General features: G+C 77.0%; 13 protein-coding genes. 8 read left to right on the top strand and 5 right to left on the bottom strand.

The window, feature by feature from the left end; genetic code table 11:
* The first annotated feature begins 116 nt into the window (after positions 1-116).
* Both LO771_RS16595 and LO771_RS16590 read left to right on the top strand, forming a co-directional pair.
* Positions 117-395 (top strand): hypothetical protein, encoded by a 279-nt coding sequence (locus tag LO771_RS16595; RefSeq protein WP_230653116.1) that lies wholly within the window; start codon positions 117-119, stop codon positions 393-395.
* Between the two features lie 865 nt (positions 396-1,260).
* Positions 1,261-2,880, top strand: a complete 1,620-nt coding sequence (locus LO771_RS16590) for a SulP family inorganic anion transporter (protein WP_230653114.1) — start codon at positions 1,261-1,263, stop codon at positions 2,878-2,880.
* 90 nt (positions 2,881-2,970) lie between these two features.
* Here the strand turns inward: LO771_RS16590 and LO771_RS16585 are convergent, their stop codons facing one another.
* The 4 genes from LO771_RS16585 to LO771_RS16570 all read right to left on the bottom strand — a co-directional run bounded on the left by LO771_RS16585 (position 2,971) and on the right by LO771_RS16570 (position 7,628).
* Positions 2,971-3,822, bottom strand: coding sequence for a class II glutamine amidotransferase (locus LO771_RS16585; RefSeq protein WP_230653113.1), 852 nt, complete (start codon positions 3,820-3,822; stop codon positions 2,971-2,973).
* A gap of 249 nt (positions 3,823-4,071) precedes the next feature.
* Complete coding sequence (locus LO771_RS16580) at positions 4,072-4,923, bottom strand: peptidase (protein WP_230653111.1); 852 nt, start codon at positions 4,921-4,923, stop codon at positions 4,072-4,074.
* 1 nt (position 4,924) lies between these two features.
* Positions 4,925-6,235, bottom strand: coding sequence for a VWA domain-containing protein (locus tag LO771_RS16575; protein WP_230653109.1), 1,311 nt, complete (start codon positions 6,233-6,235; stop codon positions 4,925-4,927).
* Between the two features lie 73 nt (positions 6,236-6,308).
* Positions 6,309-7,628, bottom strand: a complete 1,320-nt coding sequence (locus tag LO771_RS16570) for a DUF2786 domain-containing protein (protein WP_230653107.1) — start codon at positions 7,626-7,628, stop codon at positions 6,309-6,311.
* Between the two features lie 204 nt (positions 7,629-7,832).
* Between LO771_RS16570 and LO771_RS16565 the strand changes: the two genes are divergently transcribed.
* The 3 genes from LO771_RS16565 to LO771_RS16555 all read left to right on the top strand — a co-directional run bounded on the left by LO771_RS16565 (position 7,833) and on the right by LO771_RS16555 (position 11,338).
* A complete protein-coding gene (locus LO771_RS16565; RefSeq protein WP_230653105.1) occupies positions 7,833-8,336 on the top strand; it encodes a DUF1269 domain-containing protein in 504 nt (167 codons plus the stop codon).
* 219 nt (positions 8,337-8,555) lie between these two features.
* Positions 8,556-9,875, top strand: coding sequence for an FtsW/RodA/SpoVE family cell cycle protein (locus LO771_RS16560; protein ID WP_230653103.1), 1,320 nt, complete (start codon positions 8,556-8,558; stop codon positions 9,873-9,875).
* Complete coding sequence (locus LO771_RS16555; protein ID WP_230653101.1) at positions 9,872-11,338, top strand: penicillin-binding transpeptidase domain-containing protein; 1,467 nt, start codon at positions 9,872-9,874, stop codon at positions 11,336-11,338. Before LO771_RS16560 ends, LO771_RS16555 begins: the two co-directional genes overlap by 4 nt.
* A gap of 337 nt (positions 11,339-11,675) precedes the next feature.
* On the opposite strand, the gene LO771_RS16550 is transcribed toward LO771_RS16555, so the two are convergent.
* Entirely contained in the window at positions 11,676-13,328 is a 1,653-nt protein-coding gene (locus tag LO771_RS16550) for a DUF2079 domain-containing protein (RefSeq protein WP_230653099.1), read from the bottom strand.
* A gap of 338 nt (positions 13,329-13,666) precedes the next feature.
* Between LO771_RS16550 and LO771_RS16545 the strand changes: the two genes are divergently transcribed.
* The 3 genes from LO771_RS16545 to LO771_RS16535 all read left to right on the top strand — a co-directional run bounded on the left by LO771_RS16545 (position 13,667) and on the right by LO771_RS16535 (position 17,265).
* Positions 13,667-15,094 (top strand): amino acid permease, encoded by a 1,428-nt coding sequence (locus LO771_RS16545; RefSeq protein WP_230653270.1) that lies wholly within the window; start codon positions 13,667-13,669, stop codon positions 15,092-15,094.
* Between the two features lie 75 nt (positions 15,095-15,169).
* Positions 15,170-16,546 (top strand): sensor histidine kinase, encoded by a 1,377-nt coding sequence (locus tag LO771_RS16540; protein ID WP_230653097.1) that lies wholly within the window; start codon positions 15,170-15,172, stop codon positions 16,544-16,546.
* Between the two features lie 35 nt (positions 16,547-16,581).
* Entirely contained in the window at positions 16,582-17,265 is a 684-nt protein-coding gene (locus LO771_RS16535; RefSeq protein ID WP_308188924.1) for a response regulator transcription factor, read from the top strand.
* Positions 17,266-17,346: the final 81 nt, after the last annotated feature.

The raw sequence follows: 17,346 nt of genomic DNA, 5'->3' as shown, positions 1-17,346 counted from the left end.
TCGCAGCCGGGGCCCGCGGTCGAGGGGCGGCCGGTTCCCCGGCGGGCGGCCGCCCGGTTGACGGGTGCGGCCGGACGTGGCCACGGTGGAGGGGGGACGTCGCAGGGAGCAGGTCCATGAGCTGGTTCAACGTCCTGTACTACGTGGTGATGATCCTGGCCTTCCTGGGGTGCCTGGGGATGGCGCTCAGGTCGCGGAGGGAGCCCCTGAAGGCGACCGTCTGGGCGGCCTCCTCGCCGGTCGTCGCCTTCGCCGCCCCGATCGGCATCGTCTTCGCGCTCATCGCCGGCGCGGTGTGGCTGCTCTTCGTGGCCGCTCCGCACCTGGTCTCCGGCCACCGGGCGGCCGGCCGGGCCGAGGTGCTCCCGGTCGGACCGCGTCCGGCCGGGGTGTGACCGGCCGGGGGGCGACCGGACGGCAAGGGTCCGCGGCCTGGCGGGCCGCCTGCCCGGCGGGGTGCGGGCGGGGGGATCGCGAGGCGCCCGGAGGGCGGGCGCCGGTGCGGTGGTGCGCCCGCGCGCCCGGGGGAGGACGGCCGTCCGGCGCGTGACGCCGCAGGTCGGAAGGCCCCTGCCGCCGGGCCGCCGTGGTTCCGCGGCGTGCGTTCGGCGGCTGCGGGACGCGTCCGGTAGCGGATTGTTCGTCACATCCGCATGCTTTACTTACGGTGAGTGATGACATCCTGTGTCGGGAGGGGGTGGCCCGTGCCGTTCGCCGCTGCGCGCACGACCGTGCGGACGGCCGTCGTCCTCCTGCTGGCGGCCCTGCTCGCCCTCGCCGGTACGGGCCCGGCCGCTGCGCAGGACGCCGGGCCGACCGCCCCGGCCGTGCAGCCGTCGCTCGTGCAGCAGCCGCCGGGGGAGGAGGAACCGCTCCCGCAGGGCGCCGGGCGGTCCGAGTCCCCTCCGACCCGCCGCGGCCCGGCCCCCGGCGGTCCCGTGTCCGGCCGCTCCACGGGATGCCGGACGCCCCTGCCGGACCCTCCGGCCGGACCCGGTACCGGCGGACGCCGCGCCGCCGGGCGCCCGGCGGCAGCCGCACCACCGGCCGCACCCGATCCCGTCCGTCTGCGTGTTCTCCTCTGCTGACGCCTGACGCCTGACGCCTGACGCCTGACGCCCGCGGCCCCTGCCGCCGCCCGGCGGTCCCGCCCGGCCCCGGGGCGGCCTCCAGCGCCCCCGGAGCGGCGCGGCCGCCTGCCCGCAGTCCTGTTCCACCCGTCCCGGACATCCGTCCGCGAGCACTCCCAGTGAGGACCTGATGACTCGTCGTCCCGCCCTCCGTCCTGCCCTCCTCCGGTCCGCGCTCCTCCGGCCCGCCGTCCTCCGCCGCGACCTCGCCGCCTCCCTGGTGGTCTTCCTGGTCGCCCTCCCCCTCTGCGTCGGCATCGCCGTCGCCAGCGGCGCCCCCGCCGAACTGGGCCTGGTCACCGGCATCGTGGGCGGCCTGGTCGCCGGCGTGCTGCCCGGCAGCAGCCTCCAGGTGTCCGGACCGGCGGCGGGCCTGACGGTCCTGGTGCACCAGGCCGTCACCGACCACGGCCTGCCCGCGCTGGGCGTGGTCGTCCTCGCCGCCGGACTGCTGCAGACGGCCATGGGGGCGCTGCGGCTCGGCCGCTGGTTCCGCGCCGTCTCCGTCTCCGTCGTCCACGGCATGCTGGCCGGCATCGGGCTGGTCCTGGTCGCGGGCCAGCTGTACCCGATGCTCGGTGCCAAGGGGCACGGCAACGGCCCGGCCGACCTGGCCGGCCTGCCCGCCCTGGCGGCCGCCACCGCCGGCTCGCCGCAGGCCCTCACCACGGCCGCGGTCGGCGGCGGCACCCTGCTGCTGCTCCTGCTGTGGCCGCGTCTGCCGTACCGGGTGCGCACCGCCGTGCCGGGCCCGCTGGCGGCGGTCGCCGCAGCCACCGCCGTGACCGTCCTCGCCGGGGTGGACACGCCCAGGGTCGAGGTCCGCGGCCTGCTGGAGGCCGTGCGGCCGCCCGGCCTGTCCGACCTGGCGGGACTGGCCGGGGCGGGGCTGCTCGGCACCGCCGTCGCCTTCGCCCTGGTCGCCTCCGCCGAGTCGCTGTTCTGCGCGGCTGCGGTGGACCGCCTGCACGACGGCCCGCGCACGCACTACGACCGGGAACTGGTGGCGCAGGGCGTCGGCAACACCGTGTGCGGGCTGCTCGGGGCGCTGCCCATGACGGCGGTGATCGTGCGCAGCGCCGCCAACGTCCAGGCGGGCGCGCGGACCAGGGCGTCCCGGGTGCTGCACGGCTGCTGGCTGCTGCTGTTCGCCGCGCTGCTCCCGGGGGCCCTCGGCGTGATCCCGCTGGCGGCGCTGGCCGCCGTCCTCGTGCACGCGGGGGCCAAGCTGGTACCGGTCTCCACCCTCCCGCCGCTGTGGCGGGCGCATCGCGGGGAGGCCGTCGTCCTGCTGGCGACGGCGGTGGCGGTCGTGGCGGCCAACCTGCTGGAGGGGGTGCTGCTGGGGCTGCTGCTGGCGGTCCTCAAGAGCGCCTGGGAGATCTCCCACCTCCAGGTGGAGGTCGTCGACCCGGCGCCCGCGGCCGACGGGTGCGGGGAGGGCGGTGCGGACGGGCCGGACGTGCTCGCGCCGGACGTGCTCGCGCCGGACGTGCTCGCGCCGGACGTGCTCGGGGCGGGCGCGCCGGTGCTCGTGCGGCTCTCCGGCAACGCCACCTTCCTGCGGCTGCCCAGGCTGCTGGCCGCCCTGGAGGCCCTGCCGCAGGACCGTCCGGCCACCCTGGACACGTCCGGCCTGCGCCACCTGGACCACGCCTGCCGCACCGCGCTGGAGGACTGGACCGCCCGGCACGGCGGCCAGGGCCTGCACGGCGGCGAGGGGGCGGAGCAGGTCCGGGTGCCCGCCTGACCTCCGGCGGGCGTCCGGCGCCGCGGGCGGCGGACGCCCGCGGCGCGGCCCCGGCGGCCCCGGCGGGTCACGGAGGACGGACGGCGGCGGTCACGCCCCCACGGCCGGGACCGGCACCCGGGCCGGCGCGAAGGGACGGATCTCGTAGCGGCCGTGCTCGACGACCGCGTAACTGGACTCGGGCACCTCGTTCCAGGCCCCCGGGACGTCGCCCAGCGGCTCGGAGACGACCAGCCTGGCCTCCTCCGAGGCCCTCCGGACCAGCGGGCTGTCGGGGTACAGCTCCTTCAGGCCCTCGATGTCCGTGCTGTGGAAGAGCGACCGCGACCGGTGCTCCGTGGAGTACCGGAACGCCCACATCCGCGTGCCGTCGCAGACCGCGACGGTCATCTGCACGGGGTGCTCGACACCGTGCCGCCACCCCACCTCCTCCACCAGCCCGGCCATCCGCGCCACCGCGCCGGGCGGGTCCTCGGCGAGGCCCAGGCCCAGCGCGAGGAAGAACATCACCTCGGAGTCGGTGGACCCCTCGATCGAGGGGAAGAGCGCGGGGGCGACGGCGAGGGCCAGCTCCCGCCTGATCGCGGAGAAGCCGTCGATCATGCCGTTGTGCATCCACAGCCAGCGCCCGTACCGGAAGGGATGGCAGTTGGTCTGCTGGGTGGCCGAGCCGGTCGAGGCGCGGATGTGGGCGAAGAACATCCGGGAGCGGATGTGGCTGGTGAGCTCCCGCAGGTTGCGGTTGCTCCAGGCCGGGCCCACGTCGCGGAAGACCGCCGGGGTGGAGCGGTGGCCGTACCAGCCGATGCCGAACCCGTCGCCGTTGGTGGTCTCCACGCCCAGCTTGGCGTGCAGGCTCTGCTCGATCAGCGAGTGGGAGGGCTTGTAGACGATGTCCTCGAGCAGGATCGGCGAACCCGAGTAGGCGAGCCATCGGCACATGCGCTCTGCTCCCCTCGTGGCGGCTGGGGCTGCGGCGGGAGGCACCCACCGCCAGTATGGGCACACTCCGGCCCAGGTTTCTCTGCGGGGCGCTCCCTCGCGGGGCGTCCCCCGCAGCGCGTTCCGCCGCGAGCCGCCCCGGGGCCCGTCTCCGGGGCCCGCCTCCGGGGCCCCGCGGCCCCGGCCGCCGAGGGGCCAGGGCCCGGTACGGCGGCCGGGGAGGAAACGCCCCCCGGCCGCCGTGCCGGGTCAGCCGGCGGAGGGCCGGCGGCGCGGGTGCCGGGTGAGGCTGTACCCGGCCACGCCCAGCAGGGCGGCGAGCACGCCGCCGCCGGCCGTCCAGATCCAGCGCGAGGAGATCCCGGAGAACCACCCGCGGGCCCTCTCGACGGGCCGGGCCGCGGAGGGCCCGGACGGAGCCGGGGGCGCCGCCGACGGGACGGCACCCGGGGCGAGGGTGGCGCCGGGGTGGACGGCCGGGACCAGCGGCGCCCGCAGGCCGCCGCCCTCGGGCTCGGCGTCGCCGTCCTCGGACGTCACCCGCGCCTCCACCCGGACCGGCAGGCCCAGGTCGGGCTCGGGCAGGTCGGTGGCCGAGAGCCGGACGTAGTACGTCCCGGGCAGCGGGTCGCCGGACCACGGTTCGGCCCAGGACCGCACCTGCCGCAGCGTGCAGTCCAGGGACACGGTCGCGGCGTCGGCCGCGGCGGCGGCCGTCTGCGTCCCGGCCGTGCACGCCTGGCGGCGGCGCAGCCCGTCGAAGACGTCGACGGTCCAGGTGGCGGCGCCGTGGCGGTTCGCCGCGGGCGGCAGGGAGACGGTCACGCCGACGGTGGCGGTCTGCCCGGCGGCCGCCCCGAACGCCCAGTACAGGTAGTCGCCGGTGGAGGCGGACAGCTGGACCGGGGCGCCCCGGCCCAGGGCGGCGGCGGTGAGGAAGGACGTCCCCGCCGTGCCGGGGACGGCGGAGCCGGACGCCCCGGGCGACGCGGTGCCGGTGTCGGCCGGTGCGGCGGACGCGGGCGCGGACGCCCCGGCCAGCAGGGCCGCCCCGGCGGCGGTCAGGCCGGCGGCGGTGCGCAGGAGGTGTGCCGTACGCATGTCAGTTCTCCCTCCAGACGGCGATCCGCCAGCGGGCGAGCCAGCCCGCGACCAGACCGGTGAGCAGGCCGGCGAGGGCCAGGACGCCGAGCAGCACCCAGCCGCGGCCGAGGTCCGGGCCGCCGGGGGCGGGGGAGGCGTCGACCACGTCGACGGTCAGCTCGACCGGCATGCCCGGGGCGCGCCGGACGGCCGCCGGCACGGCGAAGGAGTTGCTGACGACCAGGCAGACGCTCTCCGCGGCCTGCGCGGTGCCGTCCGTCCCGGTGCCCGTCCCGCCGTCCGCGGCCGTGGCGGGCGCCGACGCACCGTCGCCCTGCGCCGGGGACCAGCGCAGGCCGGTCGAGAGCACGTCGGTGCGGCCGCTGCCCGCGTCGCTGCCGCGGACCAGCTCCTGCCCGTCCGTGGACAGGGCCCGCAGCAGCACGCCGCGGTCCCGGCCGAGGGGCCGGTCGAGGGCGACGCTGACGGAGGCCCGCAGCTCCTGGCCCGGCCGGACCGGCACCCGGTAGGCCCGGTGCTCCTCGACCTGCTCGCGGTCGCTGTAGACGCCCGGCGAGAGCAGCGGCGCGGTCGCGCACTCGGCGGCGCCGGAGATCCGCTGCGGGGTCTGGTCGTAGGTGTCGCCGGCCCGTTTGACCAGCTGCTTGATGCGGCCGGTCAGCTCGTTGCCGCTCTGCACGGCCGTGTAGGTGCCGCCCGTGGCGGAGGCGATGCAGGTGAGCTGGCGGCGCACCCTGTCGTCCAGGGTCAGGCCGAGGGTGTCGACGACCAGGTGGGTGCCCTGGGCCGCGAGCTCGCGGGCGACCTCGCAGGGGTCGGGCGGGGCGCAGGTGTCCTCGCCGTCGGTGATGAGGACGATCCGCCGGGTGGTCTCGCCGGTGCCCAGGTCCTTCGCGGCCTCGCGCAGGGCGAGGCCGACCGGGGTGAAGCCGGTGGGGCGCAGGGTCGCGATGGCGGTCTTGGCCTCGGTGCGGTCGGGGTGGCCGACCGGCACGATCTGCTGGGTGTCCTTGCAGCCCAGCCGCTTGTCGTTGCCCGGGTAGGAGGCCCCGAGCACGCGTATGCCGAGCTCGGTCTCGGCCGGGAGCGAGTCCACCACCTCCCGGAAGGACTGCTGGGCGACCGAGATGCGGCTGCGGCCGCCGAGGTCGGTGGCACGCATCGAGCCGCTGACGTCGAGCACCAGCTCGACCTTGGGCGGTTCCTTCGCGGGGGTGGTCTCGTCGGCGGCGGCCGGTGGCGCGCCGAGTGTCGTCAGGGCGGCGAGCACGCCGAGCAGGACCGCCGCCGACCGTCGTCTGGTGATCACCCGCAGATCCTAGTGATCGTCAGACTGTCCGATCGTCAGGGGAGGGGCGGCCGCGGTCCCGGCCCGGGAACGGTCAGGCCTCTCCCGGGCCGGGAACGCCCAACCGGGCGCGGTCGGCGGCCTCGGTGCCGTGCTCCCACCCCGCCAGGTCGCGGCCGCGCAGACGGTGCCGGACGGTGCCGGGGAACATCCGCTCCGCCGCGTCCTCCACCGCGACCTCCCGGGCGGCGAGCACCGGGAGCAGCGGAGGGCGCGCAGCGGTGCCGGACGCCCCCGCGGCCGCCTCCGCCTCGGCCTCCCGCGCCGCCTCGCCGGCCGCGTCGGCCAGCCGGGTGCGGATGCGCCCGGCGAAGGCGACCAGGAAGGTCTGCCGGAAGTCGCGGGTGCGCCGCGAGCGGCCGCTGCGGTGGTGCCGGTCGGCGGCCCGGTTCATCCCGCCGGTGGCCTGGGCCAGCAGGGAGGCGTGCAGCAGCTCGACGGCGTCCAGGTCGGGCCCGTACCCGACGACCGTGGAGAAGCCGAGGTCGGACGACCAGACGCTGCGGCAGCGGTTCGCGGCCGCCACGGCGTCGAGCAGCACCGCCTTCGCCGCGGCGTACGGCTCCTCCACCCCGATCCGGCGGGCCTCCGGGCCGCCCGCCGGGTGCGCCGGGTCGGCGTCGAGCAGGGCCTCGTCGATGCTGTACCGGGCGGCCAGCTGCTGCGCCTTGGCGGTGAAGGCGTCGGCCTCCTCGGCGTACGGGGTCGCCTCGGCCTTGGCGAGCAGCGCCCGCACCCGGGCGAGCATCCGGGGCGCCGCAGCCGCCGGTGCGGAGCCCGGCCGCGGGAAGCGGCTGCCGGGGGGCGGGGCGACCGGCGTGATCCGGGGGAGCCGGACCAGCAGGCGCAGCAGCTCCAGCCAGGCCACGACCGCGCCGAAGCGGTCCAGGCGCCACTGTGCGGCGAAGGCCGCGAGGTGGGCGCCGCCGCCGTCCCACCGGACGGCCGCGTCCAGGTCGGACAGCTGGGCGGCCCAGCGCGGCGGCAGCTCGCCGTCGCCGTAGCGGAGGCCCTCGGCGGCGACCGCGTCCACGGCGAGGGCGGCGTGGTGCGGGGCGAGGTCGCGGCGCACGACCCGGACCAGGTCGGCGGGCTGCCAGCCGTTCTCCCAGGCCCGGCGCACCGCCCGTCCGGCGGCGGCGAGCAGGGCCGTGCCCACCGCGTCCGCCCCGTCCCGCGGCTTTGCCCCGTTCCGGCCGTCCGCCCCGGCCCGCCCCCGGGCCCGGTCCGCCGCCGGGGCGCCCGCGGCGGCGGCGAGGGCGGACGCGGCCGCGTCCACGGCGTCCTCCGCGGCGTCCGCCGGGGCTCCGACGGCGCCGCCGATCAGCTGGTCCAGTTCCTGCTCGCGGGTCACGGCCGCCACGGTAGCCGCCGCGGGTGCGCCGCCGGCCGGGCGGGGCCCGCCCGCGGCTCCGACCCGGCCCGGCCCACCCCACCCCCGTCCGCCGCCGCTGCCGCTGCCGCCCGAGTGGACCAGCACACCGGGCGGGAACGGCCCGCCTCGCCGAGGATGGCCCGTGGGGCAGGGCCGCCCGCCCCCCCGGAAGGAGCAACTCCCGTGAGCAACCTGTTCGCCATCTCCTACCCCGACCTCCCCACCGCCCAGCAGGTCCGCACCGAGCTGGGGAACCTGCAGAAGCAGAAGCTCATCGACATCGAGGACGCCGTCGTCGTCGAGCGCCGCCAGGACGGCCGCATCAAGCTGCACCAGGCGGTCAGCACCACCGGCATGGGCGCCGCCTCCGGCGCGCTGTGGGGCGGGGTGATCGGCCTCCTCTTCTTCATGCCCTTCCTCGGCGCCGCCATCGGCGGTGCGACCGGTGCGGCGGTCGGCGCCGCCACCGAGGTGGGCGTGGACGACGACTTCATGCGCAAGGTCGGGCAGAAGCTGCAGCCCGGCAGCGCCGCCCTCTTCGTGCTGGTCCGCCAGGCCACCCCGGACAAGGTGCTGCCGGAGATCGCCCGCTTCGGCGGCGAGATCATCCAGACCTCGCTCTCGGCCGAGGCCGAGGAGCACCTGCGGGAGACCCTGAAGGCCACGAAGGTGGCGCACCCCGCGTAGCGACGGGCGGGTTCCGCAGAGGGACGGACGGGCAGCGGCCCGTCCGTCCCGCTGTCCGTCCCCGGGGCGCCTCCGCCCCGGGGCGCTCCCCGTTCCCGGGCGGCAGCCGCCCCGTCCGGGCGCTCCTCTCCGGGCGCCTCCGTCCGGGCGTCCCCGTCCGGACGGCCGTCCGGACCGTCCCTCCGCCGCGCCCCCTCCGCCGAGAGGACGGACCTGCCCATGGCCCCACCGCCCGCCGTCCGCGTCCCCACCGGGCGCACCACCGAACTGCTGCTGCTCGCCGCCGCGGTCGGGGTGTCCGTCCTCGGGTACGTCGCGGTCGGCGCGGCCATCGACGGGGGCGTGCCGGCCGGCGCGGGCGGCTACGGCGCGGCGCTCGGCGTCCTGGCCCTGCTGGCGCACGCGACCGTGCGCTGGCGCGCCCCCTACGCCGACCCGCTGCTGCTGCCGATCGCGCTGCTGCTCAACGGCATCGGACTGGTGGTGATCTACCGGCTCGACCGGGCGACGCCCGGCGACCAGGCCGCCCCCACCCAGCTCCTGTGGTCGGCGACCGGCGTCGCCCTCTTCGTCACCGTGCTGCTCGCGGTGCGCGACCACCGGGTGCTGCGCCGGTACGCCTGGATCAGCGCCCTGGCGGCGCTGGTCCTGCTGGTCCTGCCGGTCTTCTTCCCGGCGGTGTACGGGGCGCACATCTGGATCACGGTGGGCTCCTTCTCCATCCAGCCCGGCGAGTTCGCCAAGGTGCTGCTGGCGGTCTTCTTCGCGGCCTACCTCGCGGCGTTCCGCGACGCGCTGGCGCTCACCGGACGGCGGATCTGGCGCTGGCAGCTGCCCCGGGGGCGGGTGCTGGGGCCGGTCCTGGTGGTGTGGGCGGTCTTCGTCGGCGTGCTGGTGCTGGAGACCGACCTGGGGACCTCGCTGCTCTTCTTCGGCCTCTTCGTGATCCTGCTGTACGTCGCCACCGCCCGCAGCGGCTGGATCGCGATCGGGCTGCTGCTGTCGGCGGCGGCCGCGGTGGCGGTGGGGCTGCTGGAGCCGCACGTGCACGGCCGCGTCGAGGACTGGCTGCACCCGACGGCGTCCATCGACGCGGGGCGGGGTGCGGGACAGCTGGCGCAGTCGCTCTTCGCGTTCGCCGCGGGCGGCCTGCTGGGGACGGGCCTGGGCCGCGGCCACTCGATCCTGATCGGCTTCGCCGCCAAGTCCGACTTCGTCCTGGCCACCGTCGGCGAGGAACTGGGCCTGGCCGGCCTCACCGCGCTGCTGCTGCTCTACGCGGTGCTGGTGGGCCGGGGCTTCAAGACCGGCATCGCGCTGCGCGACCCGTTCGGCAGGCTGCTCGCCATCGGGCTCGCCGGGATCGTCGCCCTCCAGGTCTTCGTGGTGGCCGGCGGCGTGCTCGACCTCATCCCGCTCACCGGGATGACCATGCCGTTCCTGGCCCAGGGCGGCTCGTCGGTGGTCACCAACTGGGTGATGGTGGCGCTCCTGGTGCGGATGAGCGACGCCGCGCGGCGCCCGGCGGTGCCCCGGTGAGCCGGCCGGGCATCTCCGTCACGGGCCGGCGGGCCGGCACCTTCTGCCTGCTGCTGATCGTGGCGCTGCTCGTGCAGGCCACCCGGGTGCAGGTGCTCCGGGCGCAGCGGTACGACGACAACCCGGCCAACCGGCGCGCGGCGATCGCCCGCTACGCGCAGCCGCGGGGGGACATCCTGGTCGACGGCCGCCCCGTCACCGGCTCGCGGGCGGACGGCCGCATGTTCCGGTACGAGCGCACCTACCGCGACGGCCCCGTCTACGCGGCGGCGACCGGCTACTCCTCCCAGATCTACGGCAACACCCTGCTGGAGGGCGTGGAGGACGACGTCCTCGCCGGGACCGACCCCCGTCTGGCGGTCTTCGCGCCCTGGGACGCGGTCACCCGCACCCCGCAGCGCGGCGGTGACGTGGTGACCACCCTCGACGGGGCGGTGCAGCAGGCCGCGTACCGGGCGATGGACCGCAAGCGCGGCGCGGTCGTCGCCGTCGAGCCGGCGACGGGCCGCATCCTCGCCCTCGTCAGCACGCCGTCGTACGACCCGGGGAGCCTCGCGGGGTCGTCGGCAGCCGTCCGCCGGGCGTGGGCCGCGCTCCAGGCCGACCCGCTGCAGCCGATGCTGGACCGGGCGCTGCGGCAGACGTACCCGCCGGGCTCCACCTTCAAGGTGGTCACGGCCGCGGCGGCGCTGACGGCCGGCGCCGACCCCGACGTGCCCACCGACAGCCCGGAGCCGCTGCGGCTGCCGGACACCGACCGGGAGCTCACCAACGAGGCCCCCGGCTGCCTCGACGCCACCCTGCGGCTGGCCCTGGCCCGGTCCTGCAACACCGTCTACGCCAAGCTCGGCGTCGACCTCGGCCTGGACCGCATGGTGGCCGCGGCGGAGGCGTTCGGCTTCAACGACCCCCGGCTGCGGGTGCCGGTCGCGGTCTCCCGGAGCGTCTTCGACACCCGCATGGACCCGGCCCGCCTGGCCCTCTCCTCCATCGGCCAGTACGACACCCGGGCCACCCCGCTGCAGATGGCCATGGTCGCCGCCGGGATCGCGAACGGCGGCCGGATCATGGCGCCCCGCCTGGTCGACCGGCTCACCCGGGCCGACGGGACCGCCGTCGCCATCGAGTCGGAGCGGACGTACCGGCAGGCCGTCGACCCGCGGGTCGCCGCCGAGCTGCGCTCGATGATGGAGGACGTGGTCACCGAGGGCACCGGCACCAGGGCGCAGATCCCGGGGGCCGTGGTCGGCGGCAAGACCGGCACCGCGCAGAACGGCGTGGCCAACCGGGGCACCCCCTACGCCTGGTTCATCGGGTACGCGGGCCGGGAGGGGGCGGCGCCGCGGGTCGCCGTCGCGGTGGTGGTCGAGGACAGCGACGCCCGGCGCGCCGACATCAGCGGCGGCGGGCTCGCCGCGCCCATCGCCCGGGACGTGATGCAGGCGGTCCTGCGGGTCCGCTGACGCGGGGTCACCCGCCGTCGGCCGCAGCCGTTCCCGTGCGGCGCCCGGGCCCGTCCGCCGTCCCGGTGCGGCAATTCCGGGAATTCCGCCGCGGCGTCACCCGGGCCTCCTGCAAAGGGAATTCCCGGATTCCCCCGCGCCGTTCCGGACGCCGCCTCCCCCGGAATTCCGGGAGGCCGCGGGAAAGGGGGCCGCGCCCTCCCGCGGGCCCGCTGCGGCGGCCGGGGCGTCCGCCCGGGCACGGACCCCGGCGCACCGTCCCCCGGTCCCCGTCCCGCCCGGTCCCCGTCCCGCCCGGGACCGGCGCCCGGACCCCGGCGCCCGCGCCCGGGCCGGCTCACCCCCGGAAGAGGTTCCTCCCCACGTCCGGCGGGACGACGTCCCGCACCGGCCCGCCGGAGGCGGGGTCCCGCATGCCGGGGATGGGCTCGGTCCTCGTCCGGCGGAGCAGGACGACGCCGTCCCCGCTCCACACCGTCTCGTACCCGTGGGCCAGCAGCAGGCGGATCCGCTCCTGCTGCTGCCCGACGTCGGCGAACGGGAAGGCCCGCACCCCGCTGCGGATCACCACGTACTCCCGGCCGTGCGGCACGGCGTCGACGAGGACGACGTCGGTGCGCGGGGTCAGGTGGGGGGCGACGTTGTTGTCCGCCTCCACCGAGGCGCCGTCGGGGATGAGCGCCGCCGCCCGGACGAGGGCGCTGCGGTCCGGCCGCGGCTTCCAGATCCGCGGGTTGGCCAGCCCGTACAGGCCCATGCAGCAGGTGGCGGCGAGGTTGCAGGCGACCGCACCGGCCGCGAGCGCGCGGCCCGCGCGCCGCAGCCGCGGCCGTCCGGCGCCGGCCAGCCGCCCGAGCACCTCCACCGAGGCGACCAGCAGGATCGGCCAGACGAAGGCGTCGTAGTGGTGGGTCGCCGGCCAGTGGTTGGGGTTGTCGGAGAGGACCCGCTCGGCCAGCAGCGGCACGGCCAGCAGGGCGGTCGCGGAGCCCAGCGGCAGGAGCAGCAGCGTGCCGAGCAGCCACAGCAGCAGGGCCGGCTTGATCAGCGGCGTGGTGGCGGTGTGCAGGAGGACGCCGGGGTCGGCGAGGATCCGGGCGAGCGCCGAACCGCCGTCGGGCCCCAGGCTCCCGTAGCTCCAGTAGTAGTCGGGACGGCCGCCGAAGGCCGGGACCGCCCAGCGGATGGCGGCGGCCGAGCAGAGCGGGCCCGCGGCGAGGAGGACCGCCCCGGTGGCGGTGCCGCGCCGGTCCGCGCGCCGGTGCGCCCGCGCCGCCAGCACCAGGCCGTACACGCCGACGACCAGTCCCAGGTCCTCCTTGGTGCACGCCAGCAGCGCGGCGCAGAGCAGGACGGACCGGTACCGCCGGGCCAGGCCGCGCTCCAGGAGCAGGAGGGTGAGCGGGACGGCGAAGGCCACCTCGTGGAAGCCGACGCTCGCGGCCGTGCACAGCGGCCAGCCCAGCGCGTAGACCAGCCCGGTCGTGTCGGCGGCCGCGGACACCGCCCCCGGCCGCGCCGCCAGGCAGTGCGCCGCGATGCGCCGCACCACCGGGACGCCGGCGGCGAAGAGCGCGGACTGGGCGAGGACCAGCATGCGCGGGTCGTCCCAGACCCAGTACAGCGGGGCGAGCAGCGCCAGGACGGGGGAGAAGTGGTCGCCGAGGAGGGAGAAGCCGGCCGGGAACCCGTGGTGGACGTTCTTGATCGCCGAGTGCGGCAGCTGCAGGTGCGCGTAGCTGCGGACGCCTTGGTCGAAGATGCCGAGGTCGAAGCCGCCGACCCGGCCGGTCAGCCAGGACTGCAGGCCGATCGCCGCGGTCAGGGCGAAGCAGAGCGCCGCCGTGGCGGCGGCCCGCCGGGCCGACGGCGCCGGTGCGGGCCCGGGCCCGGGCGCGGGCCGCGCCGTTGTCCGGGGCTCGGGGCCCGCCTGCCGCGGCAGGCGTACCGCGGTGCGGCCGGGCACGGTGCTCTCAGCAGGCAGGGACATGCCGTCCCCCGCCCGAGCCCGCGCCGTTCCCGCCCCGCACGTTCCGCTCGCCCATGCTCCGGTGCCTTCTCCCCGCAGGTGGCTGCCCCATCGGCCTCAGTAACCTAGCAGCCGCCTTTTCCGGCTTTCCCCGTCTCCCGGGGTCTCCCGGGCGCCCGGCGGGGGAGCCCTGCGCGGGCCGCCGTGTTTTCATGCAATGATTCGTATAATAAAAACATCTGCACTGTTCATGGACGACAGTGCCGATTTCTCCGGGTACCGCCCCCGCGACCCGGCCGGCCCCGCCCCCCGTGCGAAGGAAACACGTCGTGCCCAGGACCACCCCCCTCGGCGAGCGCATGCTGCGCAGGAAGCCCGTCTCCGCACTCGTCGCCGAGGGCGGCGTCACCACCGGGGGCAGCCTGCGCCGCTCCATCGGGCTGTGGCAGCTCACCTCCATCGGCATCGGCGCCACCGTCGGCACCGGCATCTTCTTCGTGCTCGGCTCGGCGGTGCCCGAGGCCGGGCCCGCCGTCGTGCTCTCCTTCGTCATCGCGGCGGTCACCGCGGGCCTCACCGCGCTCTGCTACGCCGAGCTGGCCTCCGCGATCCCCGTCTCCGGCTCGTCCTACTCCTACGCCTACGCGACCCTCGGCGAGGCCGCCGCGTTCGGCGTCGGCGCCTGCCTGCTGCTGGAGTACGGCGTCTCCGCCTCGGCGATCACGGTCACGTGGGGGCAGTACCTCAACGAGTTCCTCCACGACGTCCTCGGCGTCACCCTGCCCGACGCGGTCGCCCAGCCGCCCGGCCACGGCGGCTACGTCAACCTGCCCGCCGTGGTCCTGGTCGCCCTGTGCTGCGTGCTGCTGGTCCGCGGCGCCCGGGAGTCCGCCCGCGTCAACGCCGCCATGGTCGCCGTCAAGCTGGCCATCCTGGTGCTCTTCGTCTGCATCGGCCTGACCGGCTTCCACTCCGGCAACCTCAGCGACTTCGCGCCGCTGGGCATCGGCGGCATCGGCGCCGCCGCCTCGTCGATCTTCTTCTCCTTCATCGGCCTGGACGCGGTCTCCACCGCCGGCGAGGAGGTCAAGGACCCCCGGCGCACCATGCCGCTGGCGATCCTCATCTCGCTGGGCGTCGTCACCCTGCTGTACGTCGGCGTCGCCCTCACCGCCGTCGCCGCGCAGCCCTGGCAGCGGTTCGAGGGCCAGGAGGCGGGCCTCGCCCAGATCCTGCGCGACGTCACCGGCAGCACCTGGCCCTCCACCATGTTCGCCCTCGGCGCCATCGTGTCGATCTTCAGCATCACCCTGGTCGTCCTCTACGGCCAGACCCGGATCCTGTACTCCATGGGCCGCGACGGCATGCTCCCCGCCCGCTTCGCCCGGGTCTCCCCCCGCACCGGCACCCCCGTGTGGAACACCGTCGTCGTCGGCGCCGGCGTCGCCCTGCTCGGCGCCTTCGTCCCGCTGGACGTCCTCGCCGACCTCACCAGCATGGGCACCCTGGTCGCCTTCGCCGTCGTCTCCGTCGGCGTGATGGTGCTCCGCCGTACCGCCCCCGACCTCGACCGCGGCTTCAAGGTCCCCGGCTACCCCGTCGTGCCGCTGCTCAGCGTCGCCTTCTGCGCGTACCTGATCTACGGGCTGCACGGCCTCACCTTCACCCTCTTCGGGGTCTGGCTGGCCGGTGCCGCCCTGCTCTACTTCGGCTACGGCATCCGGCACTCCCGCCTCGCCCGCCGCGAGGCGGCCCCCGCCGCGCCCGCCCCGGCGCCCCGCCGCTGAACCCCCTCCCGCACCCGGACCCCGCGCGCCCGGGGCGCCCCCCGCGGCCGCCCCGGGCCCTACGCTGACCCCACCATGGACACCACCAGCGCAGCCCCCCGCCCGCCGCACGCCCGCGCCCTGCGGCGGGCGGCCCGCGTGCTCGACCTGGTCCGGCAGGCCGCCTGGTCCGCCCCGGACCGGCCGATGCGGCTGGCCGGGCCCGCCTTCCCGTTCTGGCGCAAGGCCCTCTCGGTGCCCGCCGCCGCCGGCGTCCTCCTCCTCGCCGTCGCCGCCGCCGCCCAGCTCTCCACCCTGGTGCCGCCCGGCCTCGCCTGGGCCCTGTGCAGCCTGCAGGTCCTGCCGCTGCTCGTCGCCCCCGTACGGCCGCTCACCGCCTGGCGGATCGCCACCGCCGGGATGCTGCTCACCGTCCTCGCCGAGTCGCCCCGCATCCCCGAGCCGTTCTGGCCGTGGCCCGCGGCCGGCTGCGCCGCCTACCTGATGCTGGTCTTCGGCTGCGCCATCACCTACGGCCGCCGCATCTCCCTCGGCGCGATCGCCGTGGTCCTCCTCGTCGTCCTGCTGCCCGCCGTGCCGCTCACCGGCCTCTCCTGGCTGGTGCTGGCCGTCGCCGTCTTCATCACCACGCTCGTCCTGCTCCTCGGCGAGGCCATCCACTCCCGCCGCGAGGCCGAGCGCAGCCTCGTCCAGGCCGAGGAGCAGCGCCGCCGCGACCTCGCCCGCCAGGCCGTGCTGGAGGAGCGCTCCCGCATCGCCCGCGAACTGCACGACGTCGTCGCCCACCACATGTCGATGGTCGCCATCCAGGCCGAGGCCGCCCCCTACAAGACGCCGGGCCTGCCGCCGCAGGCGCTGCGCAGCTTCACCGCCATCCGGGAGGCGTCCACCACCGCCCTCACCGAGATGCGCCGGGTCATCGGGCTGCTGCGCGAGGAGGACGAGGACCTGGAGCTGGCCCCGCAGCCCGGCATCGGGCAGATCCCCGACATGGTGCAGACCGCCCGCACCGCCGGCATGCAGGTCGACCTCTCCCTCACCCTCGCCTCCGGCACCCCGCCCGCCGGGGTCGACGTCTCTGCCTACCGCATCGTGCAGGAGGCGCTGTCCAACGCGGGCCGCCACGCCCCCGGCGCCCGGGTCGAGGTCGAGGTCGTCCAGCGCGGCGACGCGGTGGTGGTGCGGGTCAGCGACGACGGGCGCGGCCACGGCCGCCCGCCCGTCCCCGACGCCGCCTGGGGCGGCCACGGCCTGGTCGGCATGCGGGAGCGGGTCGCCATGCTCGGCGGCACCCTGCGCGCCGGGCCGCGCGGCGGCGCCGACGGCGGTTTCGAGGTGCGGGCCGAGCTGCCCGTCGACCTGGCCGCCGTGCGCCGCCACGGCCCGCTGCCCCGGCGCCCGCCGCGGCCCGAGCCCCGCGAGCAGACGGGCCTCCCCGGGGAGGGAGACTGAGAGCCGCAGGAAGCGGACCGCAGCAGGAGGACCCCGTGGGGCAGACGATCAGAGTGGTGCTCGCCGACGACCAGGAGATGGTGCGCGACGGCCTCGGGGCACTCCTCTCCTCCGCCCCCGACATCGAGCTCGTCGGCGAGGCCGGCGACGGCCTCCAGGCCGTCGAGGCCGCCGCCCGCCTGCGGCCGGACGTCGTCGTGATGGACATCCGCATGCCCGGCATGGACGGCCTCACCGCCACCGGCCGCATCATCGGCGACCAGACCGACCCCGGCGCCCCGCGCATCCTCATCCTCACCACCTTCGACCTCGACGAGTACGTCTACGAGGCGCTCGCCCTCGGCGCCAGCGGGTTCCTCCTCAAGGACGCCCCCGCCCGCGACCTCATCGACGCGGTGCGGGTGGTCGCCCGCGGCGAGGCCCTGCTCGCCCCCTCCGTCACCCGCCGCCTGATCGCCGACTTCGCCCGCCGCCGCCGGTACGGGGCGCTGCGCCCCGAGGCCGCCGCCGCGCTCACCCAGCGCGAGCTGGACGTGCTCCGCGAGGTCTCCCGCGGCCTGTCCAACGCCGAGATAGCCGAACGGCTGGTGCTCTCCGAGCAGACCGTGAAGACCCACGTGGGCCGCATCCTCGCCAAGCTCGGCCTGCGCGACCGCACCCAGGCGGTGGTCTTCGCGTACGAGAACGGCCTCACCCCGCCCCCGGGCGGCGAGGGCTGAGCCGACCGCCGCGGCCGGGCGGGGCGCGCCGGGACCCGCCGAGGTCCGCCGGGCCGGGACGCGCCGGGACGCGGGCCGGGC

It is taken from the genome of Streptacidiphilus sp. ASG 303 (genome assembly GCF_020991365.1).
Taxonomy (GTDB): domain Bacteria; phylum Actinomycetota; class Actinomycetes; order Streptomycetales; family Streptomycetaceae; genus Peterkaempfera.
Note: the sequence above shows the minus strand (reverse complement) of the source record. Positions and strands in the feature narration are given on the sequence as shown.